The organism is Sphingomonas citricola (assembly GCF_019429535.1).
Classification (GTDB): Bacteria; Pseudomonadota; Alphaproteobacteria; order Sphingomonadales; family Sphingomonadaceae; genus Sphingomonas; species Sphingomonas citricola.
On sequence record NZ_JAHXZM010000006.1, the window covers coordinates 52,644 to 77,719 of the forward strand.

The 25,076-nt window shown below is 67.3% G+C and carries 22 protein-coding genes and 1 tRNA gene; 15 read left to right on the forward strand and 8 right to left on the reverse strand.

Translation table 11 applies throughout. The annotated features are described in order from the left end of the window. Positions 1 to 56: 56 nt before the first annotated feature. The 9 genes from scpA (at position 57) to KZ810_RS14525 (ending at position 11,100) form a co-directional block, all read left to right on the forward strand. A complete protein-coding gene (scpA, locus tag KZ810_RS14485; protein ID WP_219769985.1) occupies positions 57 to 2,219 on the forward strand; it encodes a methylmalonyl-CoA mutase in 2,163 nt (720 codons plus the stop codon). Continuing rightward, the gene (locus tag KZ810_RS14490; protein WP_219769834.1) at positions 2,216 to 2,596 is read left to right on the forward strand and encodes a lysozyme inhibitor LprI family protein; all 381 of its coding nucleotides are present in this window, start codon (positions 2,216 to 2,218) and stop codon (positions 2,594 to 2,596) included. The genes scpA and KZ810_RS14490 overlap by 4 nt, the downstream gene beginning before the upstream one ends. Then, a complete protein-coding gene (gene bioB / locus KZ810_RS14495) occupies positions 2,593 to 3,600 on the forward strand; it encodes a biotin synthase BioB (protein ID WP_219769835.1) in 1,008 nt (335 codons plus the stop codon). Before KZ810_RS14490 ends, bioB begins: the two co-directional genes overlap by 4 nt. Then, a complete protein-coding gene (locus tag KZ810_RS14500) occupies positions 3,597 to 3,971 on the forward strand; it encodes a hypothetical protein (RefSeq protein WP_219769836.1) in 375 nt (124 codons plus the stop codon). The genes bioB and KZ810_RS14500 overlap by 4 nt, the downstream gene beginning before the upstream one ends. Then, positions 3,968 to 5,986, forward strand: a complete 2,019-nt coding sequence (locus KZ810_RS14505; protein ID WP_219769986.1) for an acetyl-CoA carboxylase biotin carboxylase subunit — start codon at positions 3,968 to 3,970, stop codon at positions 5,984 to 5,986. The genes KZ810_RS14500 and KZ810_RS14505 overlap by 4 nt, the downstream gene beginning before the upstream one ends. 276 nt (positions 5,987 to 6,262) lie before the next feature. Beyond that, the gene (locus KZ810_RS14510) at positions 6,263 to 7,741 is read left to right on the forward strand and encodes an efflux transporter outer membrane subunit (RefSeq protein WP_219769987.1); all 1,479 of its coding nucleotides are present in this window, start codon (positions 6,263 to 6,265) and stop codon (positions 7,739 to 7,741) included. Further along, on the forward strand, positions 7,741 to 9,147 hold the full coding sequence (locus tag KZ810_RS14515) for an efflux RND transporter periplasmic adaptor subunit (RefSeq protein ID WP_219769837.1): 1,407 nt from the start codon (positions 7,741 to 7,743) through the stop codon (positions 9,145 to 9,147). The genes KZ810_RS14510 and KZ810_RS14515 overlap by 1 nt, the downstream gene beginning before the upstream one ends. Further along, positions 9,065 to 9,892 carry an ABC transporter ATP-binding protein gene (locus KZ810_RS14520; RefSeq protein WP_258044980.1) on the forward strand — a complete coding sequence of 276 codons (828 nt, stop codon included), beginning with the start codon at positions 9,065 to 9,067 and terminating at the stop codon, positions 9,890 to 9,892. The genes KZ810_RS14515 and KZ810_RS14520 overlap by 83 nt, the downstream gene beginning before the upstream one ends. Beyond that, the gene (locus tag KZ810_RS14525) at positions 9,892 to 11,100 is read left to right on the forward strand and encodes an ABC transporter permease (RefSeq protein WP_219769838.1); all 1,209 of its coding nucleotides are present in this window, start codon (positions 9,892 to 9,894) and stop codon (positions 11,098 to 11,100) included. The genes KZ810_RS14520 and KZ810_RS14525 overlap by 1 nt, the downstream gene beginning before the upstream one ends. 6 nt (positions 11,101 to 11,106) lie before the next feature. Here the strand turns inward: KZ810_RS14525 and KZ810_RS14530 are convergent, their stop codons facing one another. The 6 genes from KZ810_RS14530 to KZ810_RS14555 all read right to left on the reverse strand — a co-directional run bounded on the left by KZ810_RS14530 (position 11,107) and on the right by KZ810_RS14555 (position 18,813). Further along, positions 11,107 to 11,742 carry a nucleotidyltransferase family protein gene (locus tag KZ810_RS14530; protein ID WP_219769839.1) on the reverse strand — a complete coding sequence of 212 codons (636 nt, stop codon included), beginning with the start codon at positions 11,740 to 11,742 and terminating at the stop codon, positions 11,107 to 11,109. Continuing rightward, complete coding sequence (locus KZ810_RS14535; protein WP_219769840.1) at positions 11,739 to 12,704, reverse strand: XdhC family protein; 966 nt, start codon at positions 12,702 to 12,704, stop codon at positions 11,739 to 11,741. The genes KZ810_RS14530 and KZ810_RS14535 overlap by 4 nt, the downstream gene beginning before the upstream one ends. A gap of 20 nt (positions 12,705 to 12,724) precedes the next feature. Beyond that, complete coding sequence (locus tag KZ810_RS14540) at positions 12,725 to 14,929, reverse strand: xanthine dehydrogenase family protein molybdopterin-binding subunit (RefSeq protein WP_219769841.1); 2,205 nt, start codon at positions 14,927 to 14,929, stop codon at positions 12,725 to 12,727. A 106-nt stretch (positions 14,930 to 15,035) separates the two neighbouring features. Further along, complete coding sequence (locus KZ810_RS14545; RefSeq protein WP_219769842.1) at positions 15,036 to 17,291, reverse strand: xanthine dehydrogenase family protein molybdopterin-binding subunit; 2,256 nt, start codon at positions 17,289 to 17,291, stop codon at positions 15,036 to 15,038. After that, positions 17,288 to 18,253 (reverse strand): FAD binding domain-containing protein, encoded by a 966-nt coding sequence (locus tag KZ810_RS14550; protein WP_219769843.1) that lies wholly within the window; start codon positions 18,251 to 18,253, stop codon positions 17,288 to 17,290. Before KZ810_RS14550 ends, KZ810_RS14545 begins: the two co-directional genes overlap by 4 nt. Continuing rightward, positions 18,250 to 18,813 (reverse strand): 2Fe-2S iron-sulfur cluster-binding protein, encoded by a 564-nt coding sequence (locus tag KZ810_RS14555; RefSeq protein ID WP_219769844.1) that lies wholly within the window; start codon positions 18,811 to 18,813, stop codon positions 18,250 to 18,252. The genes KZ810_RS14550 and KZ810_RS14555 overlap by 4 nt, the downstream gene beginning before the upstream one ends. Positions 18,814 to 18,931: 118 nt before the next feature. On the opposite strand from KZ810_RS14555, the gene KZ810_RS14560 reads away from it, so the two are divergent. Both KZ810_RS14560 and KZ810_RS14565 read left to right on the forward strand, forming a co-directional pair. Next, positions 18,932 to 19,942, forward strand: coding sequence for a glycerophosphodiester phosphodiesterase (locus tag KZ810_RS14560; protein ID WP_219769845.1), 1,011 nt, complete (start codon positions 18,932 to 18,934; stop codon positions 19,940 to 19,942). Next, the gene (locus KZ810_RS14565) at positions 19,942 to 20,226 is read left to right on the forward strand and encodes a hypothetical protein (RefSeq protein ID WP_219769846.1); all 285 of its coding nucleotides are present in this window, start codon (positions 19,942 to 19,944) and stop codon (positions 20,224 to 20,226) included. The genes KZ810_RS14560 and KZ810_RS14565 overlap by 1 nt, the downstream gene beginning before the upstream one ends. A 51-nt stretch (positions 20,227 to 20,277) precedes the next feature. On the opposite strand, the gene KZ810_RS14570 is transcribed toward KZ810_RS14565, so the two are convergent. Both KZ810_RS14570 and KZ810_RS14575 read right to left on the reverse strand, forming a co-directional pair. Next, a complete protein-coding gene (locus KZ810_RS14570; protein ID WP_219769847.1) occupies positions 20,278 to 20,658 on the reverse strand; it encodes a hypothetical protein in 381 nt (126 codons plus the stop codon). A 23-nt stretch (positions 20,659 to 20,681) separates the two neighbouring features. Next, positions 20,682 to 22,241: a L,D-transpeptidase family protein gene (locus KZ810_RS14575; protein ID WP_219769848.1), complete on the reverse strand. Its 1,560-nt coding sequence runs from the start codon at positions 22,239 to 22,241 to the stop codon at positions 20,682 to 20,684. A 314-nt stretch (positions 22,242 to 22,555) separates the two neighbouring features. On the opposite strand from KZ810_RS14575, the gene KZ810_RS14580 reads away from it, so the two are divergent. From KZ810_RS14580 to KZ810_RS14595, 4 genes are all read left to right on the forward strand, one after another. Continuing rightward, positions 22,556 to 22,629: transfer RNA gene (locus KZ810_RS14580), tRNA-Gly, on the forward strand. 91 nt (positions 22,630 to 22,720) lie between these two features. Next, a complete protein-coding gene (locus KZ810_RS14585) occupies positions 22,721 to 23,485 on the forward strand; it encodes an SDR family oxidoreductase (RefSeq protein ID WP_219769849.1) in 765 nt (254 codons plus the stop codon). Further along, complete coding sequence (locus KZ810_RS14590; protein ID WP_219769850.1) at positions 23,482 to 24,441, forward strand: glycoside hydrolase family protein; 960 nt, start codon at positions 23,482 to 23,484, stop codon at positions 24,439 to 24,441. The genes KZ810_RS14585 and KZ810_RS14590 overlap by 4 nt, the downstream gene beginning before the upstream one ends. A gap of 116 nt (positions 24,442 to 24,557) precedes the next feature. Continuing rightward, entirely contained in the window at positions 24,558 to 25,037 is a 480-nt protein-coding gene (locus tag KZ810_RS14595; protein WP_219769851.1) for a hypothetical protein, read from the forward strand. Positions 25,038 to 25,076: the final 39 nt, after the last annotated feature.

Genomic DNA, 25,076 nt, shown 5'->3' on the forward strand with positions numbered 1-25,076 from the left:
CCGTGATCGAGCATAACACCGGCGAGGACGCGGGCAGCCCGCCCAAGCCCGCGGCGATGCCGACCGAGGTCGCGGCACCTCCCGCGACACCGACGCTCGACATTTGGGCGAAGGCCGCGGCGAAGGAGGTCAAGGGCCGCGACCTGACGTGGGACACGCCCGAGGGGATCGCGGTCAAGCCGCTCTACACCGCGCAGGACGTGGAAGGGTGGGAGCCGGGCCTGCCCGGTTTCGCACCGTTCACGCGCGGGGTGCGCGCGTCGATGTACGCCGGGCGGCCGTGGACGATCCGGCAGTACGCCGGCTTCTCGACTGCCGAAGCGTCCAACGCTTTTTATCACCGCAACCTGAAAGCGGGGCAGAAGGGCCTCTCGGTCGCGTTCGATCTCGCAACGCACCGCGGCTACGACAGCGACCACCCGCGCGTGACGGGCGACGTCGGCAAGGCGGGCGTCGCGATCGACTCGGTCGAGGACATGAAGATCCTGTTCGACGGCATTCCGCTCGACCAGATGAGCGTCAGCATGACGATGAACGGCGCGGTGATTCCGATCCTCGCCTTCTTCATCGTCGCGGGGGAGGAGCAGGGCGTCGATCGCAAGCTGCTCGACGGGACGATCCAGAACGACATCCTCAAGGAGTTCATGGTTCGCAACACCTACATATATCCGCCTGAGCCTTCGATGCGGATCATCTCCGATATCTTCGGCTACACCAGCCGCGAGATGCCGAAGTTCAACTCGATCTCGATCTCCGGCTATCACATGCAGGAAGCCGGCGCGACGCAGGTGCAGGAGCTCGCCTTCACCATCGCCGACGGCATGGAATATGTGAAATACGGCGTCGCGAGCGGACTCGACATCGACAAGTTTGCGGGCCGCCTCAGCTTCTTCTTCGCGATCGGCATGAATTTCTTCATGGAGATCGCCAAACTGCGCGCCGCGCGCGTGCTGTGGCACCGCGTGATGACCAACCTAGGTGCACGCGACGAGCGGTCGAAGATGCTGCGTACCCACTGCCAGACCAGCGGCGTGTCGCTGACCGAGCAGGATCCGTACAATAACGTCATGCGCACGACGATCGAGGCGATGGCGGCGATGCTTGGCGGCACGCAGTCGCTCCACACCAACGCGCTCGACGAGGCGATCGCGCTGCCGACCGACTTTTCCGCCCGGATCGCGCGCAATACGCAGTTGGTGATCCAGGAAGAAACCGGGATGACGAATGTCGTCGATCCGCTGGGCGGCAGTTATTACGTCGAGGCGCTGACCAAGGATCTGGTCGACCGCGCCTGGGCGATCATCGAGCGCGTCGAGCGCGAGGGCGGAATGGCGAAGGCGGTCGCGGCTGGCTGGCCCAAGGCGATGATCGAGGAAGCATCCGCCGCGCGCGCCGCGCGGGTCGATCGCGGTGAGGACGTGATCGTAGGCGTCAACAAATACCGCAAGGAGAACGAGGACCCGATCGAGATCCTCGACGTCGACAATCACGCGGTGCGCGAGGCGCAGGTTCGCCGCATCAACGAGATGAAGGCGAAGCGCGACGAGGCGGCGTGCCGGGCGGCGCTCGACGCATTGCGCGAGGGCGCGCGCGGGCAGGGCAATCTGCTCGAGCTCGCCGTCGAGTGCGCGCGGGCGCGAGCGACGCTGGGCGAGATTTCATCGGCGATGGAGGACGTGTTCGGCCGTTTCGGCACCCAGCCGACGCCGGTCAAGGGTATCTACGGCGGCGCATATGACGGCGATGCCGCCTGGGCGCGGCTGGAAGAGGGGGTCGCCGCAACCGAGCGGCGGCTTGGCCGCAAGCCCCGGATGCTCGTCGCCAAGATGGGGCAGGACGGCCATGATCGCGGTGCGAACCTCGTCTCGTCGATGTTCGGCGATCTGGGGTTCGAGATCGTGCCCGGCCCGCTGTTCCAGACGCCAAAGGAGGCGAGCGATCTGGCCTTGTCGAAGGACGTCGACGTCGTCGGCGCGTCCAGCCTCGCGGCGGGGCACAAGACGCTGATCCCCGAACTGATCGGCCACCTGCGCGACGCGGGGCGTGCCGACATCAAGGTGATTGCGGGCGGTGTCATCCCGGCCCAGGACTATCAGGCGCTACGCGACGCGGGCGTCCAGGCGATCTTCGGCCCCGGCACCAATCTGATCGCGGCGGCGCAGGAAGTGCTCCGCCTGCTCGGCCACAACATGCCGCCGATGAGCGAGGCTGCGGAATGAAGATGATGATGATGTTGATCGCGGGGGCGCTGCTTGCTGCGCCGGCGATGGCGGAGTCCGACGGCAACTACCAGGCCGCCGACGCGCAGTTGAATGCGGCGTATCGCACCGCGATGACCCGAATGAAGCAGCTCGACCGCGGCACGAAGCCTGCGGACCTGCCGCCGGCCGAACGCGCTGGCCCCAGCTATAGCCAGGCGCTGCTCAACAGCCAGCGCGCGTGGATCGCCTATCGCGATGCCAATTGCCACGTGTTCTCGTACGAATATCGTGGCGGATCGGCGCAAGGGCTGTCCAACCGCATCTGCCTGATCCGCGTTACCCGCGCGCGCACCGCCGAGTTGCGGCTGCTGCAATCGGTGTTCGCCCCCAAATGACCGAGACCCCGATGACGACCCGTACCGACTGGACGCGCGACGAAATTGCCGCGCTCTTCGACCTGCCCTTCACCGAGCTCGTGTTCCGCGCCGCCGAGGTGCACCGCACGCACCACGATGCGGGCGCGGTGCAATTGTCGACGCTGTTGTCGATCAAGACCGGTGGTTGCCCGGAAGATTGCGGCTATTGCTCGCAATCGGTTGTCGCCGACAGCGGGGTCAAGGCGACCAAGCTGATGGACGTGCGCCAGGTGCTGCAGTCCGCGGCACAGGCGAAGGATGCAGGAAGCACGCGCTTCTGCATGGGCGCGGCGTGGCGTAACCCCAAGGATCGCGACATGCCCGCGGTGCTCGAGATGGTGCGCGGCGTGCGCGCGATGGGGCTGGAGACGTGCATGACACTCGGCATGCTGACGCCGGCACAGGCGGAGATGCTGGGAGAGGCCGGGCTCGATTACTACAATCACAACATCGACACCTCGCCCGAGCGTTACGGCGAGGTCATCACGACGCGCAGTTTCGACGAGCGGCTCGACACGCTGGCGCACGTGCGCGACGCCGGCATCAACGTGTGCTGCGGTGGGATCGTTGGCATGGGGGAGACGCGCGACGACCGGGTCGGCTTCGTCCACGCGCTCGCCACCCTGCCCGAACATCCCGGCAGCGTGCCGATCAACGCGTTGGTGCCGGTCAAGGGCACGGTGCTGGGGGACATGCTCGCCGACACGCCGCTCGCCAAAATCGACGACATTGAATTCGTCCGCTCCGTCGCGGTCGCGCGCATCACGATGCCGAAGAGCATGGTGCGCCTGTCCGCAGGGCGAGAGAGCATGAGCGAGGTGACGCAGGCGCTGTGCTTTATGGCGGGCGCGAACTCGATCTTCACCGGCGACAAGCTGCTCACCGCCGCCAACGCAGGTGACGACCGCGACGCGGCGCTGTTCGACAAGCTCGGACTGCGCGCGATGGCGGCGGAGTGCCGAGCGATGGAAGCGGCGGAATGATCCGCTCCGTTGCTCGTTATGCACTGGTTGCGGCAATCGGCTGGAGTGTGTCTGCAATGACTGATGTGCGAGAAGACTGGCCCGACCTGCCGACCACCGCGTTCGTAGCGGGGCGGACTGCCACGCAGGCGGATGTCGCGAGCGGCGCTGCGATCTTTTCCACTGATGGTGCCAGCAGCGCGAGCGACCTGAAGGTGCCGCAATATGTGTGGTGGCGCGACGGCGCGGGTCGGCGCCACGCGCGGGTGCTCGTGCAAGCCGAAATTGTGCCCGGCGGTATGACGATCGTCGGATTGCGGGATTCCGCTGGAAACGAGGCGGCGGTGACGTTGCCTGAAGTGGAACTCTTGGGGACGAGGAAGCCGGAATAGTGTTCAAGAAGATACTGGTCGCCAACCGTGGCGAGATTGCGTGCCGGGTGTTCCGCACCGCGAAGAAGATGGGGATCGCGACCGTCGCGGTCTATTCGGATGCCGATGCGCTCAGCCCGCACGTGCTGATGGCGGACGAGGCGGTGCGGCTCGGGCCGGCACCCGCCGCGGAGAGCTATCTGAAGGCCGACCTGATCCTGCTCGCGGCCAAGGAGACGGGCTCGGACTGCATCCATCCGGGATACGGTTTCCTGTCCGAGCGTGAGAGCTTCGCGCGCGCCTGCGCCGAGGCGGGTATCGCTTTCGTCGGACCGCCGCCGAACGCGATTGCGGCGATGGGTGACAAGATCGAGTCCAAGAAGCTGGCGAAGGAAGCCGGCGTCAACGTGGTGCCGGGCTTCCTGGGCGAGATCGCCGACACCGACGACGCGGTCCGCATCGCGGGTGAGATCGGTTATCCGGTGATGATGAAGGCGTCGGCGGGCGGCGGCGGTAAGGGGATGCGGCTCGCATGGTCCGAGCAGGACGTGCGCGAAGGTTTCGAGGCGACCAAGCGCGAGGGGCTGGCGAGCTTCGGCGACGACCGCGTGTTCATCGAAAAATTCATCGAGAGCCCACGCCACATCGAGATTCAGGTACTGGGCGACCAGCACGGCAACGTCGTGTACCTGAATGAGCGCGAATGTTCGGTGCAGCGCCGCCACCAGAAGGTGGTCGAGGAAGCGCCGTCTCCGTTCGTCTCGCCCGACATGCGCCGCGCGATGGGCGAGCAGGCGGTCGCGCTCGCCAAGGCGGTCGGCTACTACAGCGCGGGCACGGTCGAACTGATCGTCTCGGGCGCGGACACGACGGGGCAGGGGTTCTACTTCCTCGAGATGAACACCCGGCTCCAGGTCGAGCATCCGGTCACCGAGGAGATCACCGGGCTCGACCTGGTCGAGCAGATGATCCGCGTCGCGGCGGGCGAGCAGCTGTCATTCGCGCAGGCGGACGTCAAGATCAACGGCTGGGCGGTCGAGAACCGCGTTTATGCCGAGGATCCGTATCGCGGCTTCCTGCCCTCGATCGGCCGGCTGGTGCGCTATCGCACGCCGGCGGCGAACCAGCGTCAGGCCCCCTTCGGAGACGATGAGGGTGCGCCGGGCGTGCGCGTCGACGACGGCGTGCGCGAGGGCGGCGAGGTCAGCATGTTCTATGACCCCATGATCGCGAAGCTCGTCACCTGGGCGCCGACGCGCGAGGAGGCGATCGACAAGCAGATCGCCGCGCTCGATGCGTTCGAGATCGAGGGGCCGGGCACCAATCTCGATTTCCTGTCCGCGCTGATGCAGCACCCGCGCTTCCGATCGGGCGAGATCACGACCGGGTTTATCGCGGAGGAATATCCCGACGGCTTTCATGGCGCGCCGGCAGGCGACGAGGTGGTGCGTGCACTCGCCGCAGCGGCGGGGTTCGCCGCGACCGCAGAGGCCGACCGCGCGCGGCAGATCGATGGTCAGCTCGGCAACCAGCTCGATGCGCCGACCAACTGGGTGGTACGCGTCGGCAACACCGATCACCGCGTGCAGGTCGGCGACGATGACGTCCGTGTCGATGGCACGCCGATCGCAGGCGACGTCGGCTACGATGCCGGGGCTCGTGTGGTGACGGTTGGCGGTGACGCGCCGCTATCGGTCAAGCTGCGCCGCACCCGCACCGGTTTTACGCTCAATGCGCGTGGTGCCACGCACAAGGTGCGCGTGCTGCCTGCGCACGTTGCATCTTATGCGCAACACCTGATCGAGAAGGTGCCGCCCGACCTGTCTAAGTTTCTGATCGCGCCGATGCCGGGGCTCCTGGTGCGACTGGACGTCAAGGAAGGTGACCGCGTCGAGGCGGGACAGCCGCTCGCGGTCGTCGAGGCGATGAAGATGGAGAACATCCTGCGCGCCGAAAAGTCCGCCGTGGTGAAGACGGTCAATGCCGCGGCGGGCGAGAGCCTGCAGGTCGATCAGGTGATCCTCGAGTTGGAGTAAGGTTGCGCCGCTTGCGGCACGATAGCATCGCGGCGGAAGCGAGGCGGATTGCGGCGGGTACCGGGTCGGGAATTTTCCCGGCGTAGACGCGAGCACGCCGTTCAGCCGCGCGCGCCGCGGGAGTGGATCCCGCGGCGTCGTCAGCGCTCGCGCGCTGCCGGCCGGGCCGATGCGTGCTTCGCATCGCGCGCCGGCGCGGCGCGCTCGCACCGGTTGGTACATTCTGCGACATAAAAGCGCTGGACGCCGCGTGGTGTGTTGGCCATCTCCATCACCATGACGCGCCTGCGCCTCTCGCTCATCTCCGCGGCCCTGCTTGCCGGGTGTACGGTCGGCCCCGATTACAAGCCGCGCTCGGCCGCCGAGTTGGGCGTGCCCGATGCTTATTCGGTCACCGCCGCGCCTACACGCGAGGATTTGACGCACTGGTGGACGCGCTTCGACGATCCGGTGCTGGGCCAATTGGTCGAGCAGGCGAGTGCCGCCAACACCGATGTCGCGCAGGGGCTCGCGCGGCTGCGACAGGCACGCGAGTCATTGGTGCAGAACCGCGCCAGCCTCCTTCCCACGATCAACGGCTCGGGCGGATACAGCCGGTCGGAGACGTTCCGCGGCGGTGGGCAGTCGGTAACGCTGCCCGACGGAACAGTGCAGAACGTCGGCGGTGGCGGGGGCTCGAACTTCTCGCTCGGGCTCGATGCGCAATACCAGCTCGGGCTGTTCGGCGAGGTGCGGCGTACTGTCGAGGCAAGCCGCGCACAATACGAAGCGTCCGGGTTCGACTACGCGACGACATTGCTGTCGGTGCAGCAGGAGGTCGCGCGAAATTATGTACTTGCCAGGCTCTATCAGGCGCAGCTCGCCAACGCGCGCGCCAGCCTCGCGCTCCAGGACGACAATCTAGAGATCGCAGGCTTCCGCGTGCAGGCGGGGCTCGTCTCCAGCCTCGATCAGGAACAGGCGCGCAGCCAGCGTGCGGCGACCGCGGCGACGATCCCCGCGTTCGAGCAGCAATATAATGCTGCGGTGTCGCGGCTCGGCGTGCTGACCGCGCAGGCGCCGGGGGCGCTCAAGCCGTTGCTCAGCTCGACCCGTCCGATCCCGACCGGACCGCGCGTCGTCGGTGCCGGCATCCCCGCCGACGTGCTGCGTCAGCGTCCCGACGTGCGCGCGGCCGAGCGGACCCTTGCCGCCGCGACCGCGCAGATCGGTGTCGCCAAAGCGGCGCTCTACCCGGCGCTCGCGATCAGCGGCAACATCAACACCAATGCAGGAAATGTCGGAGGGCTGCTCGGCACGATCACCGGCGGGCTGTTCGCCGGGCTGACGCAGGCGATCTTCAATGGCGGACGGCTGTCGGCGCAAGTCCGCAGCAACGAGGCTGCCGCAGACGCCGCATTCGCCGCGTACAAGGGGAATGTCCTGCTCGCGCTCGAGGACGTCGAGAATGCCGTCGTCGCGCTCGATACCGCGCGTCGGCGTGGGCGAGAGTTCGCGGTGCAATTGGACGCCGCGAACAACGCCGCGCTGCTGTCGCGGCTGCAATATCGCAGCGGGCTGACCGATTTCACCACGCTGTCGCAGCAGGAGGCGAACCTGTTCTCCGCGCGCAACAGCGAGGCGCAGGCGCGCGCCGATCAGGCGACCGCGCTGATCCAGTTGTTCGGTGCGCTCGGCGGCGGGTGGGACCCCGACGTGACCCCGACAGCGCTTAATTCCGCACCTGAACAGCCCGCTGCCCGAGAGACCCGCTGATGGCCGACCAGAACCTCGACGACTTCCTGGGCCAGAAGCCGCAGCCGAAATGGCGCACGTGGCTCAAATGGGGGCTGGTCGCACTGGGCGTCGTACTGCTCGCGCTGCTCGTCCAGCGGCTGGTGTTCGGCAGCGCGAAGGCGACCGACTACGCGACCGCGCCGGTCGAACGCGGGAACCTCACCGTCAGCGTGTCGGCAACGGGCAAGCTCGCGCCGACCAATCAGGTGACGGTCGGCTCGCAACTCTCGGGTCTCGTCACCAAGGTGGTGGTCGACGTCAACGACCGCGTGACCGCCGGGCAATCGCTCGCACTGATCGATCCCGAGCAGATCGAGGACCAGATCCGCCAGCAACAGGCGCAGATTGCGGCGAACCAAGCGCAGGTCCGCCAGGCGCAGGCGACCGTCGCCGAGAGTCAGGCGCAGCGCGCGCGACTGGAGCAGGTGTACAAACTGTCGAATGGCCGCGTGCCCTCGGCGACCGAACTTCAGACCGGTCGCGCCGATTATCAGCGCGCGGTTGCGGCGCTGAAGGTCGCACAGGCGAACGTCGTCGCATCGCAGGCGACGCTGGCGCAGAGCCAGACGCAGCGCGCGCGCGCGATCATCCGCTCGCCCGTCAACGGCGTGGTGCTCGCGCGGCAGGTCGATCCGGGTCAAACGGTCGCCGCCTCGTTCAACACGCCGACGCTGTTCGTGATCGCGGAGGACCTGAGCAAGATGAAGCTCGAGGTCGCAATCGACGAAGCCGACGTCGGATCGGTCCAGGTCGGGCAGCGCGCGAGCTTCACGGTTGATGCCTTTCCGGGCAAGACCTTTCCCGCGACGATCACGCGCGTCGATCTCGGCTCCAACCTGACCGTCAGCAACGCGACCGCCTCGTCGTCGTCGAGCACGTCGACCACCAGCACGACGGGGCAGGTCGTCTCCTACGCCGCCGATCTGACGGTCGAGAACCCGACGCTGCAATTGCGCCCCGGCATGACCGCGACCGCCGACATTGTCACCTCGGATAAAAGCAACGCACTGCTCGTCCCCAATGCCGCGTTCCGGTTCAAGCCGCAGGTGGCGGGCGGCGACGACAATGGCGGCGGGATCGCGGGCTCGCTCACCTTCCGTCCGCGTCGCGGCGGCCGGCCCGAGCGTACTGCGACCGTCGGGCGCGGCGGCACGCAGACGCTGTACGTCAAGGGTGCGGATGGCAAGCCGCGCGCGATCCAGGTCACGACCGGTGACACCAACGGCACGATGACCGAAGTGCTGTCGGGCCCGCTCAAGCCGGGGATGCAGGTAATCACCGGGCAACTCGCCGGCGGTGACGATGCGCGCAGCGGCGGCGGGCGCCGTGGTGGCGGTAGCGGCGGCAGTGGTGGTCGGCGCGGGGGCGGCGGCGGTGGCCAGTAACGCCGCCGCGGCCGCATCGCCCGACGGTGCCGACGCGCTGATCGCGCTGCGCGGCGTCACCAAGAGCTACGGCGAGGGCGGCACCGCGTTCCAGGCGCTGAAAGGGGTCGATCTCGACATCTTGGCGGGTGATTTCGTCGCGGTGATGGGCCCGTCGGGGTCGGGCAAGTCGACGACGATGAACATCCTCGGCTGCCTCGACGTGCCGTCAGGCGGCACCTTCCTGTTCCGCGGTTACCAGGTCGAGACATTGAACCGCGACCAGCGCGCGCTGCTGAGGCGGCGGTACCTCGGCTTCGTATTCCAGGGGTTCAACCTGCTGAGCCGCACGACCGCGCTCGAGAATGTCGAGCTGCCGCTCCTCTACCGCGGTGACGAGAAGAAGGCACGACGCGAGCTTTCGATGGCGGCGCTGGAAAAGGTCGGGCTCGACCGCTGGTGGGACCATACCCCGGCCGAGCTGTCCGGCGGACAGCAGCAGCGTGTCGCAATCGCGCGCGCAATCGTGACTCAGCCCGACGTGCTGCTCGCCGACGAGCCGACCGGCAACCTCGATTCGGAGCGCTCGGTCGAGATCATGGAATTGCTCACCGACCTCAACCGCGGCGGCATCACCGTGTTGATGGTAACGCACGAGCCCGACATGGCGGCGTTCGCGCGAACGGTGATCCACTTCAAGGATGGGCTGGTCGAGCGGATCGAGCGCAACCATCATCAGGGCCAACCGGTCGAGGGGGGCGCCTGATGCTCGGCACGACCTTCGTCCTCGCACTGCGCTCGATCCGGCGGCACCTGTTGCGGTCGTTCCTGACGACGCTCGGCATCATCATCGGCGTCGCGGCGGTCGTGACGATGGTCACGCTCGGCAAGGCGACGACCGCGCAGGTGCAGCAGAACATTTCGTCGCTCGGCACCAACATCCTCCAGGTCCGCCCGGGACAGGGTTTCGGCCGGGGCGGCGGGGGGCCACGCCCTCCCGACTTCAAACCCGAGGATGTCGAGGCGATTGCCAACCAGATTGCCGGCGTGTCCGCGGTCGCCCCGCAGGCGCAGTCGACCGCGACGGCGATCTACGAGGGGGCGAACTGGTCGACCACGATTAACGGCACCACGGCGGCCTATTTCCAGGTGCAGCCGTGGCCGCTCGCCGCCGGCCGGTTGTGGACGTCGCAGGAGGAATCTGCCGGCAAGGCGGTCTGCATCATCGGCAATACCGTCAGGCAGAATCTATTCCGCACCGGCCGCGCGGTCGGGCAGCGGTTCCGCGTCGGTGCGGTCAGCTGCGACGTCATCGGCGTGCTGTCGACACGTGGTCAGGCCGGTTTCGGCGGCGATCAGGACGATGTCGTCATCATGCCGATCAAAACGGTGCAACGCCGCTTCACCGGCACCCGCGACGTCCGCCTGATGCTGGTCGGCGTCGATCAGGCCTATTCGACCGCGACCGTGCAGGCGGGGATTACCGACCTGTTGCGCGAGCGGCGCACCATCACCGCGGGCAAGGACGACGATTTCAACATCTTCGACACCAAGCAGATCAGCGACACGCTTTCGAGCACGACGACATTGCTCACCCGCATCGTCACCGCGGTCGCGGGGATCAGCCTCGTCGTTGGCGGGATCGGCATCATGAACATCATGTTGGTGTCGGTAACCGAACGGACACGTGAGATCGGCATCCGTCTCGCGATCGGGGCGGTGGCGAGTGAGGTGCTGCTGCAATTTTTGGTCGAGGCGGTCGTGCTGTCGATGCTGGGCGGCGTGATCGGGCTATTGCTTGCGCAGGTCGCGATCGGCGCGCTGTCGGCGCTCGGTGGGTTGCCGTACCTGTTCGTGCCGGAGATCAACGCCATCGCGTTCGGCATCTCCGCGGTGATCGGGGTGGTGTTCGGTTATTTCCCGGCCCGGCGTGCGGCTGCGCTCAACCCGATCGACGCGCTACGCCACGAATGACGCACGTCAGGACAACCGGTCGTAGCGCCGCGTACCCGGCAAAGTCAGAGCCTCGGGCGCGTGGACGAGTTCGCGCAGCTGCTCCAGCTCTTGGGGAGTATCGACGTCGATCAGTTCGGCAGCGTTGGTAACCACGTGGCGACCCGCGCGGATCAGATCACGCGCGCCCTGATCACCTGAAAGAGTTTGCAACGTATCGAAGTGAGGGCGGGCGAAGACGGCCGGGGGCTTCGGGCTCTGACCATCGCTCGACGCCACTACCGCGTCGGCCGAGTCCGCTGCGTCGAGCAACCGATAGACGTGCGACGCCGTGACGCGCGGCATATCGGCGAGCGCCAGCAGCACCGCCGCTGCACCTTCTGCCGCCGCGCAGGCCACACCCAATCGGACCGACGACGCCATGTCGCCGACCGCATCGTCGTTGGTCACGACGCGAAACCCGTGCGGCGCGTAATTGATCGCGCATCGCGGTGATGTGACGACGACGCGCCGTTTGAACGGGATCGCCTCGAGCGCAACCGCGACGTGCAGGCCGAGCGGTCGGCTAAGGAACGGCTCGTTCAGCTTGCTGCCGACATCGCCGAACCGCGCCGACTTGCCCGCGGCGAGGAGGACAAGAACTGTGTCCTCCGCCGCGATCACGCGAGCACCGCCTCCGCGGCGCGGTCGGTCGCCGTGTCGGATGCTGGCAGGTGAAACGCTCGTATCATCGCCGCCGCGATCGAAAGCGCGATCTCGGCCGGACCGATCGCGCCAATGTCGACCCCGACCGGACCATCAATCCGATCGATCTGCACGTCGCTCAACCCTGCTGCGGCAAGGCGCTCGCGCCGCGCCGCGTGGCTCTTGCGACTGCCGAGCGCGCCGACATAGGCGGCATTGGTCTTGAGCGCCGCGATCAAGGCCGGGTCGTCGATCTTGGTATCGTGGCTCAGCGTCACCACCGCGGTCGACGGCCCCGGTCGGTACGCCTCGACCGCCTCGTCGGGCCAGCGATCGTCGAGCGTGACGTTCGGGAAGCGTTCCTCGGTCAAGAACCGCCCGCGCGGATCGACGACAATGACCTCGATCCCCAGCGTCGCGGCCAGCGCGGCGAGGCTCTGCGCGATCTGGACCGCGCCCACGATCAGCAGCCGGCGCGGGGGCGCGTAGCGATTGGCAAATACTTCGCCCGTCTCGACCGGGCGCAGGTCGCTGTGCCCGGTCGACAGATCGGTCGCGACGGTGACGCCCTGGCCACGCTCGCGAGCCTCGGCGATGCGATCGAACAATTCGGGATCGAAACCCTCCGCCGAGACGGGTTGTACCATCACGCTGATCTGCCCACCGCACGGCAGCCCGACCTCCCACGCGCTGTCGTCGGCTACGCCGTAAGTCTTCATCTGGAACGGTGCACCCGCGATCACCTGCGCTGCGGTATCGAGGATGTCGCCCTCGACGCAGCCGCCCGACACCGATCCTTCGAACCGGCCATCGGCGTGAACCAGCATGTGACTGCCCTTTGGCCGCGGTGCGGAACCCCAGGTGGAAACTACGGTAGCGAGCGCGAGCGGCTCGCCCTTCCAAGCGGAAGCGGCGGCGAGGACGGAATCGTTGTCGGCCATGTAGGTTCTCGTAAGTACGCTCAGACCGGCGGCAGGCCGGCGAGCAGGGTATCGAGCGTCGCGGGCACGTCGCGCACGCGTACGCCGGTGGCGTTGTGGATCGCGTTGATGACCGCCGCGCCCGCGCCCGAGATGCCGAGCTCGCCGACCCCCTTCGCGCCGACCTGATTGGCAGCATCGTCGATCTCTTCGATGAAGTGAACGTCGATCTGCGGCACGTCAGCGTTCACCGCGACGTGATATTCGCCGAAGTCCGGATTGACGAAACGGCCATTGCGGGTGTCAACGACTGCAGCTTCGCCCAGCGCGTAGCTGATGCCCCATACCATCCCGCCGATGATCTGATTGGCCGCCGTTTTCTGATTGAGCACGCGGCCGACGTCGAACACGCCTAGCATCCGCCGTACGCGTACCTCGCCCGTCACTCCGTTGACCGCGACTTCGCAGAAATGCGCGCCGTGGCTAGCCTGACTGGTGCGCTTGGCCTGTTGCCCCGGCGACGATTTGCCGCGCCCCTCGATCGGTTCCCCACGGGCGAGCTCGGCGAGCGGCACCTCGCGCCCGCCCGCGGTGACGCAACCGTCCCGGAGGACCAGTTCTTCGGGGGCGGCATTCATCCTAAGCGCCAGCTCGGCGAGCACGTCCTCGCACGCGAGCAGCACCGCCGCGCACGCGCTGCCAGCGCCGAACGATCCGCCCGACCCCGCGCTCTTGGGATAATTGGTATCGCCGATCCTGACGTCGACCTGGTCGGCGGTAACGCCCAGCACCTCGCCCGCGGTCTGCGCCAGGATCGTGTAGGTGCCGGTGCCGATGTCGGTCATGTCGGTCTCGACCGTCACGCGCCCGCTCGGCTCAAGTCGCACGTTCGCGGCTGCCTCGACGGTGAAATTGCCGCGCAGCGCGGCTGCCATCCCGATGCCGATCAGCCATTCGCCATCGCGCGTCGTGCCGGGATCGGGGACGCGATCGGGCCAGCCGAAACGACGCGCGCCCTCCGCGTAGCAGTCGAGCAGACGCCGCGTGGAGAAGGGCTTGGACGAGGTCGGGTCACAGGCCGGCTCGTTGCGGCGCCGCAGCTCGATTGTATCGATCCCGAGCTGCTCGGCGAGTTCGTCCATCGCGCATTCAATGGCGAAGGTACCGATCGCCTCGCCCGGCGCACGTACCGCACCGGTCGGCGGCAGGTCGACGCGCGCGAGCGCGGTACGGAAGACCCGCGTGTCGCCGCTGTAAAGCGGGATCGAGCCGAACGGGATCGGCTCCAGGAAGCCGCTGTCGTCGTTCTGATAGGCGACACCCTCGTGCGCGATCGCGCTGATATGTCCGTCGTGATCGCACGCGATGCGGATGCGCTGGCGCGTCTCGCTGCGGTGATGGACGAGATAGGCGGTATCGCGCCGTGGTAATGCGACCTTTACGGGTCGACCGAGCCGCTGCGCCGCGATCGCCGCGAGCACCACCTCGGCGCCGACCCCGGTCTTGCCGCCGAACCCGCCGCCGACGAAGGGGGCGAGCACACGCACCTTGGCAGCATCGATTCCAAGCGCGGTCGCGATCGTTCCCCGGGCTGCGCCAATGACCTGATTGCTCGTCCGCACCGTCAGTTCGTCGCCGTCCCACCACGCAAGCGTCGCGTGCGGCTCGAGCGCGGCGGGGAAGTGCGCGGGTGTCGAGTAGGTCGCGTCGAACGTTACCGCGGCGTCGCGCATCGCGAGATCGAGATCCCCCTTTGTCACGGATGGCAGAAACCCGATCGCAGGGGTTTCATCGACCGGCGCGTCGGCGAAGTCGTAGCGTCCGGCACGCGCGTCGACATCGACGCGAACCAATGCTGCGGCCTCACGTGCTACTGCCAGACTATCGGCGACGATGGCCGCGACCGGTTGACCGACGTGAAAGATCTGCCGGGATCCCTGACTCGGCATCGCACGCGAGTTGCCCTCGCCGGCCATCATGCGCGGGTCGTCGTGGATCACCGTCAACACGCCCGGCACGCCTTCCGCAGCGGTCGCATCGATAGCTATGATCGTGCCCGCACCGACCGGCGCACCGACGACCACGAGATAGGCAACGTTCGCCGGCGCGTCCTCGAATGCGTAGTTGGCAGTACCGGTGACCTTCAGAGGCCCTTCGATGCGGGGCAGGGGGGCGCCAAGTTGTCCTTGAACCGCTCGTTTCAGTCCGCCTGGCCGCTCGGCCGTATCGATCGCCTGTTCGGTCATCGCGACGCTCCCCGCTTGAACGGCTGTAATCTAGGGAACCGTACGCATTTGCGCCAGCCGGGGGGCGGCAACATGCCACCACCTCGACTGGCGCAGTGCGTCGGCGTCAGGCGTCGAAGGGAAGCTGCTCGATGATCTTGTCACACGTGATGGGGAAATCGCGCACACGCACCCCCGTCGCGTTGAAGATCGCGTTGGCAACCGCCGCCCCCGCGCCCGAGATGCCGAGCTCGCCGATCCCCTTGGCATGGATCGGGTTGACGTGGATGTCGCGCTCCTCGAGGAAATGAACCTCGAGGTGGGGCACATCGGCGTGCGAGGGGACGTGATATTCCGCCATGTCGCGGTTGACGACCTTGCCGTTGCGATCGTCGTGGATCATCTCCTCGGTCATCGCCGCGCCGATACCGAAGGTCATGCCACCCAGGCACTGCGACCGCGCGGTCTTTTCGTTGAGGATCCGTCCGGCGGCGAACACGCCGAGCATTCGCTCGACCCTGACCTCGCCCGTGACGACATTGACCTTCACCGCGCAGAAATGCGCGCCGTAGCCGGCCTGATGGAATTTCTTCTCCTGCTTGCCCGGCTCAATCTGCCCGATGACACCCAGATTCTCGTCGATCAGCTCGGTGATCGGCACGACGCGGTTGTCGGCGATCGCACGGCCGTCCTTCAGCGTCATCTCCTCGACCGCGACGCCCATCGACTTGGCCAGTTTCTCGCGGATTTTCTCGCACGCGAGATAGACCGACGAGCCAGCCGAGCCGGCGCCCCACGAACCGCCCGAGCCCGACGAGGGCGGTGCTTTACCGTCACCGAGGTGGACGACGACCTTCTCGACCGGCAGGCCGAGCGTTTCGGCGGCGATCTGCGCGAGGATGGTATAGCTGCCCGTGCCGATGTCGGTCATGTCGGTATCGATGATCGCGCGACCGTCGGTGGTCAGCGTGACCTTCGCGGCCGATTTCATCAGCATGTTCGTCCGTACCGCGGACGACACGCCCATGCCGTGGAGCCATTCGCCGCGACGATCGGTTCCCGCCTTCTTGCGCTGCGACCAGCCGAACAGCTGCGCCCCCTTCTCCAGCGCCGGGATTAGGTTGCGGCTGGAGAAAGGAATCCCCTTCTCGGGTTCCTGCGCGGGCTCGTTGCGGCGGCGAAGCTCGATCGGGTCGATCCCGAGCTGCTCCGCCAGCTCGTCCATCGCGCATTCGAGCCCCATCATGCCCACCGCCTCGCCCGGCGCGCGCATCGATCCCGCCGCGTTGAGGTTCAACGCGATCAGATCGTGGTTCATCTCGCGATTTTCGCCGCCGTAGAGGAAGTGAGTTCCGATCGCGACCGGCTCCCAATATTGCTCATACGGCGTATTGGTGACGAGCGAATTGTGGCTGAGCGCGTCGATCTTGCCGTTGGCATCGGTGCCCAGACGGATGCGCTGCTCGGTATTCGAGCGACGCACGGTTGCCTCATACACCTGCTGGCGCGCGAGCACGATCTTGACGGGGCGACCGAGCTTCTTTGCGGCGACCGCAGCAGCGACGCTTTCGGGCGCGATGCCGAGCTTCGACCCGAACCCGCCGCCGACGAAACGTGCGATGATCCGCACCTTGTCGGCCGATACGCCCAGCGCCTTGGCGAGCTGCTGCTGATCGCTCGCGACCATCTGATAGGCGCCGTGGAGGATCAGGGTGTCATCACGCCATTCGGCAATCGACGCATGAGGCTCCATCGCGGTCGAATTCTGGCTCGGCGTGGTATAGGTGACGTCGATCTTCACCGCGGCCTTGTCGAAGGCGCCGGCGAAGTCGCCTTGCTTGCTGTGGCCAGGGATCTGGTCTTCCTTGGGCTCCTTGCCCTGGTCCTTGTGCGCGGCAAACGCATAGCTCGCGTCCGCTTCGTCATATTCGAGCCGCACCGCCGCGGCGCCGTCGCGCGCAGCCTCGAACGTCTCGCCCACGACGACCGCGACGGGCTCGCCGAAATAATGCACCTCCTGCACCCCCTGGGGCGGTGCCTCGGTCGCGCCGCCCTGACCCGGGCTGCGGATGAACGTGTCATAGTCCGCGACGACGTCGATGACGCCGGGCAGCGCGCGCGCCGCGCTATCGTCGATCTTCGTAATCTTGCCCGACCCGAAGGTCGCGCGGACGAGCACGCCGTAGGCGAGCCGCTCCGCGGGATATTCCGCGGCGTAGGGCGCACGTCCGGTAACCTTCAACGGTCCTTCGACACGATTGATCGGCTTTCCGATGACGTCCTGCGCGCCGTGATCGAGGAAGCTGTGCGGGCGCGGCTCGTCCATGACCAGCGCGTTGGTTTCGGCGTCGTCGGAGCCGAACAATTTGCCAAGGATGCTCATGCGGTCAAATCCCGTAGGGTCGCGATCAGCGTGCGCCGTGCGAGCGGTATCTTGAAGTCGTTCGAGCCGTAGCCGCGCGCGTCTGCGAGCAACGCGTCGGCGGCGGCTTCGAATGCCTGCGTCGAGGGAGCCTTACCGACGATCGCGGCTTCGACGGCGGGATTGCGCCACGGCATCGGCCCGAGCCCGCCGAAGGCGAGCGCGGCCGAGGCGATCACGCCGTCCTTCACCTCGACGACACCGGCCACCGAGACGAGCGCGAAGGCGTAGGACGCACGATCGCGGACCTTGCGGTAAACCTGCTTGCCCGTGGGCGGGGCCGGCAGCTCGACATGAGTGATGAGTTCGCCCGACTCCAATACCGTCTCGATCTGTGGGGTGTCGCCGGGCAGGCGATAGAAGTCATGGATCGAGATGCGACGCTTGTCACCGTCGGGCTTCTGCGTCACGATGACCGCGTCTAGCGCGCGCATCGCGACCGCCATGTCGCTCGGATGCGTCGCAATGCAATGGTCGCTGGTGCCCAGCACCGCGAGGATGCGGTTGAATCCGCCGATCGCGTCGCAGCCTGACCCCGGCTCACGCTTGTTGCAGCGCGTCGCGGTGTCGTAGAAATAATAGCAGCGCGTCCGCTGAAGCAGATTGCCGCCGGTCGACGCCTTGTTGCGAAGCTGCCCCGATGCACCCGCCAGCAGCGCGCGGCTGAGAACCTCGTATTTCGCGACCACGCGCGGATCGGCCGCCAGATCGCTGTTCGGCACCAGTGCCCCGATCGTAAGCCCGCCGTCATCGCGCTCCTCGATCGTGTCGAGATCGAGCCGGCTGATGTCGACCAGACGTTCGGGCGTCTCGACCTGTAGCTTCATGAGGTCGAGCAGGTTCGTGCCGCCCGCGATGAAGCGGCCGTTCGCGTGCGTCGCGGCCTCGATCGTGTCGGCGCGGCGATAATCGAAGGTCTTCATGCCGACACCTTCTCTTGCGCGGGTTGCTCGTTCGCGGTGCGCGGGGCGGGCTTGATCGCCTGATCACCCAACTGACCCGCTACTTCGCGGATCGCGTCGACGATGTTGGGGTAGGCGGCGCAGCGGCAGATGTTGCCGCTCATGCGCTCGCTGATCTCCGCGTCGTTGAGCGAAACCTCGTTCAGGTCGCCGGTGACGTGGCTTGGCCAGCCCTTTTTGACCTCATCGAGCATCCCGACCGCGGAACAGATCTGGCCCGGTGTGCAGTAACCGCACTGATAACCGTCATGCGACACGAACGCCGCCTGCATCGGGTGCAGGTCCTCGACCGTTCCCAGACCCTCGATCGTCACGATCTCGTCATCCTGATGCATCACGGCGAGCGAGAGGCAGGAGTTGATGCGCCGTCCGTTGACCAGCATCGTGCAGGCACCGCACTGACCATGGTCGCAGCCTTTCTTGCTGCCGGTCAGCCCGAGATGCTCACGACACAGGTCGAGAAGCGAGGTGCGGACGTCTACATCCGCTTCGTAGGTTTTCTGATTGATGGTGAAGCGCATGATCCGCCTTTTCGCTGCTAGCTTCACAACGTGCGTTATCCGCTTCATATCCCTGCGAACGACTCTCACCGCGGCGGCATTGCTGGCGCCCGCGCTGGCGAGCGGGCAGGGTGGTGCCATGAGCACCAATCCCGCCAGTGCGCGCCTGTCGTCCCCGCCGATCGTCATCGCGCATCGAGGCGCCAGCGGGGAACGACCCGAGCATACGCTGGCGAGCTATTCGCGCGCGATCGAGGCGGGGGCCGACGTGATCGAGCCCGATCTGGTGCCGACCAAGGACGACGTCCTGGTCGCGCGGCACGAGAACGAGATTTCCGAAACGACCGACGTCGCGGAACACCCCGAATTCGCCGCGCGGCGCACGACCAAGACGATCGACGGACAGACGCTGACGGGCTGGTTCACCGAGGATTTCACGCTGGCGGAGTTGAAGACGCTGCGCGCCAAGGAGCGGTTACCGCAGCTCCGACCCGCCAATACGGCGTGGAACGGGCGCGAGACGATCCCGACGCTCGTCGACATCATCGCGCTGGCAAAGGCGCACGGGGTCGCAATCTATCCCGAAACCAAGCATCCGACCTATTTCGCCCGCATCGGCCACCCGACCGACCGTCTGCTCGTCGACCAGCTGAAGGCAGCGGGATGGGACAGCGCGGACGCGCCGGTGTTCATCCAATCGTTCGAAGTCGACAATCTGAAGCGGCTAAAGACGATGACGCGCATCCGGCTGATCCAGCTCGTCGCGGCGAGCGGCGCGCCCGCCGATGGTGCCGCACCCAGCTATGCCGCGATGATGACGCCCGCGGGGCTGCGCGCGGTGGCCGGCTACGCCTGGGGGATCGGTCCCGACAAGGCGATGTTGTGGCACGACGGCGGGAAGGGTGACGCGCCGACGACGCTGGTCGCCGATGCCCACGCCGCAGGGTTGCGTGTGCATCCGTGGACGTATCGTGCCGAGAACGCGTTCGTCCGTCCGCGCTTTCGTCGCGGCGAACGCGCGGGGGATCACGGTGATCTGGCCGGAGAGATCGCGGCTGCGTTGGCGCAAGGCGTCGACGGTTTCTTCACCGACTTTCCTGCAATCGGGGTCGAGACGCGCGACGCCTTCGTCGCGGGGGAGAAGAAGTGATGCGCAAATTCGTGCTGACTATCGCGGCGGTGCCGCTGCTCGCGACCGGTGGGTGCGTGAAGACGGCGTGGAACGTCGCCACCATGCCGGTTCGCGCAGTCGGGAAAGGCGTTGATCTCGCCACCACCAGCCCGCGTGAGCGCGACGAGAAATACGTCCGCCAACAGCGCAAGCAGGCCGAACGCGAACAGCGCGAGCGCCGCGACTACGAGCGCGACTGCCGCAAGAAGCGCGGCGATTGCGCGCCCTACGATGGTTATGTCGCGGGGCAACGCGGCCGCTGACGCCGCGCCGTACCGACCCGGCCCGGTTGGGCGGGGCCGGTGCTTCTCCGCTTATTCGCCGGTGAAATTGCCGTCGGTCGCGGGCTCGTCCGCACTCGATTGGTCACGCGACCGATCGCCGGCATCGTCCCGCGTCTGACCGCGCGTGCTGCGCGCGGTCATGCCAGTGGCGAACGCGTCGTCGTTCATCTGCTCGTCCACCGTCCGCTCGGCGGCGGGCGGCAGCGCCTCGGCGGTCGCGTTCAGGTCGGTCGCGGGCAGTGCCTCGGGCGTCGGACTCTGCTCGGGTGTCGGCTCGGGCAGTGACTCGGCCGCGTAATTGTCCGAGATTTCGTTGTCGGGCAGCGGCGTCTGCTCGTCCGACGAGCGTGAACAGCCCGCCAGCGTCAGCGCGAGCAGGGCGGCGAGTGCGGCACCGGTCTTTTTCTTCATCGTCCCTGTCCCTTTGTCCATTGTCACAACGCCGCCAGCGCCTGGCGGGCCGAGCGTGCTTCCACCTTGCTAGCCAGTTCGCCGTCCCAGCCATAGGGGTCATCGCGGAACCCGACCTGACCCGACGGGCTAGCGAAGGCGGTCCAGTACAGCAGATACACCGCCACCGGCTCCGCCATCTGCGCGCGCACCGTCTTGCCCGCGGCCACCGTCTGATCGATCGCTTCCGGCTGCCATTGCGGGGTCGTCTTCATCAGCAGCTTCGCGAGCGCCTCGGGCTTCTCGAGCCGGACGCAGCCGTGGCTGGCGAGCCGGTCGAACCGCGAGAAGCCCGACTGCGCGGGTGTGTCGTGCAGATAGACCGCGAAGTCGTTCGGGAAATCGAACTTGAACCGGCCGAGCGCGCTCTTCTCGGATGATTGCTGCAACCGCTTGCCCCCGTTTCCGGTGTCGATCACGCGAAAGCCGTTGCGCTTCAGATAACCCGGATTGGCGCGCTCCTTGGGCCACAATTCCTTGTCCGCGATCGAGCTGGGCACGTTCCACGGCGGGTTGAGCACGACCGAGTGGATCGAGGAGACGAGCATCGGCGTCTCGTTGCCCGGACGTCCCGTCACCGCCTTCATCGACATGACGGGCGCATCGCCGTCGAACACCGTCAGCACCGCGGCCGCGACGTTCACCTGGACGCGCTTCTCCTCCAATTGTGCCGGAAGCCAGCGCCAACGCTCCATGTTCGCCGCGATCTGCCGCATCCGCGTCGCGACGGGCACGTTGAGCGCCGCGAGCGTCTGTGCGCCGACGTCCCCCGCGGGGTTGAGGCCGTAGCGACGCTGCGCGCGGCGGACGGCGGCGAGCAGATCGGCGTCGAACGCAGTGCCGCTGGCCGACACCTGCGGATCCTCCGCCGCCAGCCGCTTGCGCAAGGCCGTGACCGCAGGACCCGAGCGACCATATTTGAGCTCGGGTGCGGCGGGCACGCTGCCCCAGCCGCCATCCGCCGCAATCTGGCGGTAGCGGGTGAGCCCGGCGACCAACGCGTCATAACCGGCGTAAGGCGGCGGCAGCGACGCGACCCAGGCGGCGAGCCGGTCGCGCTCGACCGCCTCGGCAAAACCGGGCAGGGGATCGTACGCCTGCGGCCGGATACCCCAGTCGCGTTCGAAATCGCTCGCGTCGAGACGTCCGGCATGCACCGCGCGCGCGTGATCGAGTGCCGTGCGGACCAGTGCGTCGCCGGTCTTTCCGCTGAGATCGCGCGGGCTGCCCTGCCGCAGGCCCTGCTTGATCTCATCCTGCGCAATCAGGCGGGCGAGTTCACGCGCCTGCTTCTCCGACAATTGCGGCAGCGGCTGCGCGATCGCGCTGGTCGTCGTGACCGTTGTCGTGACGGGCGGCGGCGTCGCGGGGGCCGGGGCGGGGGCGGGGGCGGGGGCGGGGATGATCTGCGCGTTGCTGACCGTGGCGAGCAATGCCATCGCGGTCGTGCCCGCGCCGCCGATCACGCGACGCAGCACCGCGCTGCGCGCCGTCCCCCACCGGTTGCCAGTCACCGCGTCACCCTGCGCGTTCAACGTCTTCATCTCGCCACTCACCCTCACATCACGTCGGCGCTTCGGCTCATACGAATGAGCATCATGCGCCACGATGAACACCTGCGAAATACACGACGCGCGCGTTGGATGCATCGCCGGTGTGCAACGGTACGCCGCGGCGACTAGCGTGATCGGCCACGCCCGACCACGGTTAAATCGTTTGTTCCGCGCCGTTTATCATCAGGATGCTCGTGCGATCTGGCGTCCGGTTGCCGACCGATCGTCGGCGAACGCCTCGCTTGCACGGGCGCGCGATCTCGATTAACGCGGCTGGCGTCTCGACCGCGATCGCGCGGTGCCGGGCGGGTATAGCACAATGGTAGTGCAGCAGCCTTCCAAGCTGAATACACGGGTTCGATTCCCGTTACCCGCTCCATCCTCCCAACACTGACATGTCCGTCGTCGCCGCCCGCGCGAGAACGATCGCCGGCGCTGTGAGTTAGGCCTCCCGAGAAGCGGAGGACGAAATGGCGCGGACGATTGTCGTGACAGGTGCGGAATCGGGTATCGGCGCTGCGTGCGCGGAAGCCTTCGGCGCCGCGGGCGACCGCGTATGCGTCATCTATCATGCCGACGCCGAAGCAGCGCAGCGCAGCGTGGCCGCGGTTCAGGCGCGTGGTGGCGAGGCCATGTCGGTGCAGGCGGACGTGGGCGACGAATATGGCGTCGACGCAGCGTTCACCGCAGTGGAGCGGACCTGGGGTGCGGCCGACGTGCTGATCAATTCGGCCGGGCTCAACATGAGCGGCGTGAGCGTGCGCACGATGGCGCTGGAGCAGTGGCAGCGGCTGATCACCACCGACCTGACCGGCGCGTTCCTGACATCGCGGCGGTTCCTGAAAGGGCGCGGCGAGGCGCCGGCCGACGCGTCGATCATCCACATCTCGTCGATCCACGCCTACGCAGTACGCGCGGGCGGGGCGGATTATTGTGCGGCGAAAGGCGGGCTCACCAACCTCGTCGAGACGATGGCGATCGAGGAAGCGCCGCGTGGCATCCGCGTCAACGCGATCGAGCCGGGCATGATCCTGACCCCGATGAATGCGCGCGCGCAGAGCGACCCCGCCTATCGCCAAAGCCTGGAGCAGAACATCCCGATGGGTCGCGCGGGCGACCCGTCCGAGGTCGCCGACCTCGCGGTCTTCCTCGCCTCCGACCACGCACGCTATATCACGGGCGCGCGGATCGTGATCGACGGGGGGCTGTCGCTGATGCAGGCGCTGGGCGCATGAGCGACGCCCCCGACAACGCGATCGCCGACCCGCATCGCAAGGACAGTGTCGCCGCCGCCGACACCGCGCTCGATTTCAACGTCAAGGCGATCGAGACGGTCACGATCGAGGGGCCGCCCGCGCTGATGCAGCGCGACCTGATGAGCCCGTACGTCTGGCGCGAGGCCGACGGCCGCTGGGGCATGATGGTGCGCGCGGTCTGCCGCCCGGGCGAGGTGATGACCGACACCGGCCAGATCTGGAGCGGGTGGAGCAGCGACGGCGTGCGGTTCACGATGCTCGACCAGCCCTCGATCGTGCCCGGCCCTGACGCGCACGACGCGGGCGGGGTCGAGGACCCGACGGTGGTGCGGCTGGAGGAGGGTTATCTCGTTTATTATTCGGGCGTGCTCGCCGACCACGCGCACGGTGAGTTGTCGTACGCGACCGGCCCGTCGCTCGACCGATTGACGAAAAGCGGCGTCGCGCTCGCGTCATCGAAGTCGGAAGGCAACACCAAGGAAGCGACCGTCAGCCGCTCCGCCGACGGGGCGTGGCGCCTGTTCTACGAATATGCCGCCGACGATGCGTCGCGGATTGGGCTGGCGATCGGGGCGGGGCCGTCGGGGCCGTGGTGCGAGCAGCCGACGCCGTTCATGCCGCGCGAGAACAGTTGGGACGACTGGCATCTGTCGACCGGGCCGCTGCTGCTCGACGATCCCGCGACGCCGGTCATGTTCTACAACGGCGCGACGCGCGACGCGCGCTGGCGGATCGGCTGGGTCGCGTTCGACGCTGCGCTGACCCGCGTCGTCGCGCGCGGGATCGAGCCGCTCGTCACCCCGCCGCCGGTCGACGATCGCAGCGCGACCGACATCGCCTTTGCCGCGTCGGTGGTGGTCGATGGCGGCGCGATCTGGCTCTATTACTCGCTCGAGGATCGCCGCCTGTCGCGTGCGCTGCTGCGGCGGAGTTGACCGGGTGCGGCCGCACCGTCGCGATGCGGGAACCGGCGGGGGCAGCGTGGCTTTTGACCCGCACACCAACGAAAAGCGGTCGCGACCATGATGCGATCGACAGCGGAGACACGGGCATGATTAGCGCGATCGTCATCGGATTATTGCTGCAAGCGGGTGCGGGTGCGGGTGCCGGGGCAGGGGCGAGCGGAGGCATGGCCTCGTCGGCGGGGGCACGCGGCGGCGCCGCAGCACCGAGCGGGCGCGTGTCGCAACCGCCGATGAATTCGGCGATGCGCCGCGCGATGGGCAGTTCGCGCGGTGCGGCGATGGCGTCGTCGAGCGCGTCTGGGGGAATGAATACGTCCACCAATGCGATGACGCTGACGCGTAGCAGCAGCGCGGCGGGCAGCAGCCAGCAGTCGGGCAGTAGCGGTGGCCGGGGGTCAGACACGATGACCGGTGGCATGACGAGCGGCAATTCGATGCAAGGCGGCATGGCTGGCGGCAGCATGGGTTCGACGATGCCCCGGCAAGGGGGCGGCACGGATTCGACCTCGTCGCAGACGAGCTACGATGCGACGGGGATACGCCAGCAGGGCAACGGCCCGCGCTGAAGCGGCCGGGCCGGCAGGGACGCGGCGACCGCATCGCTG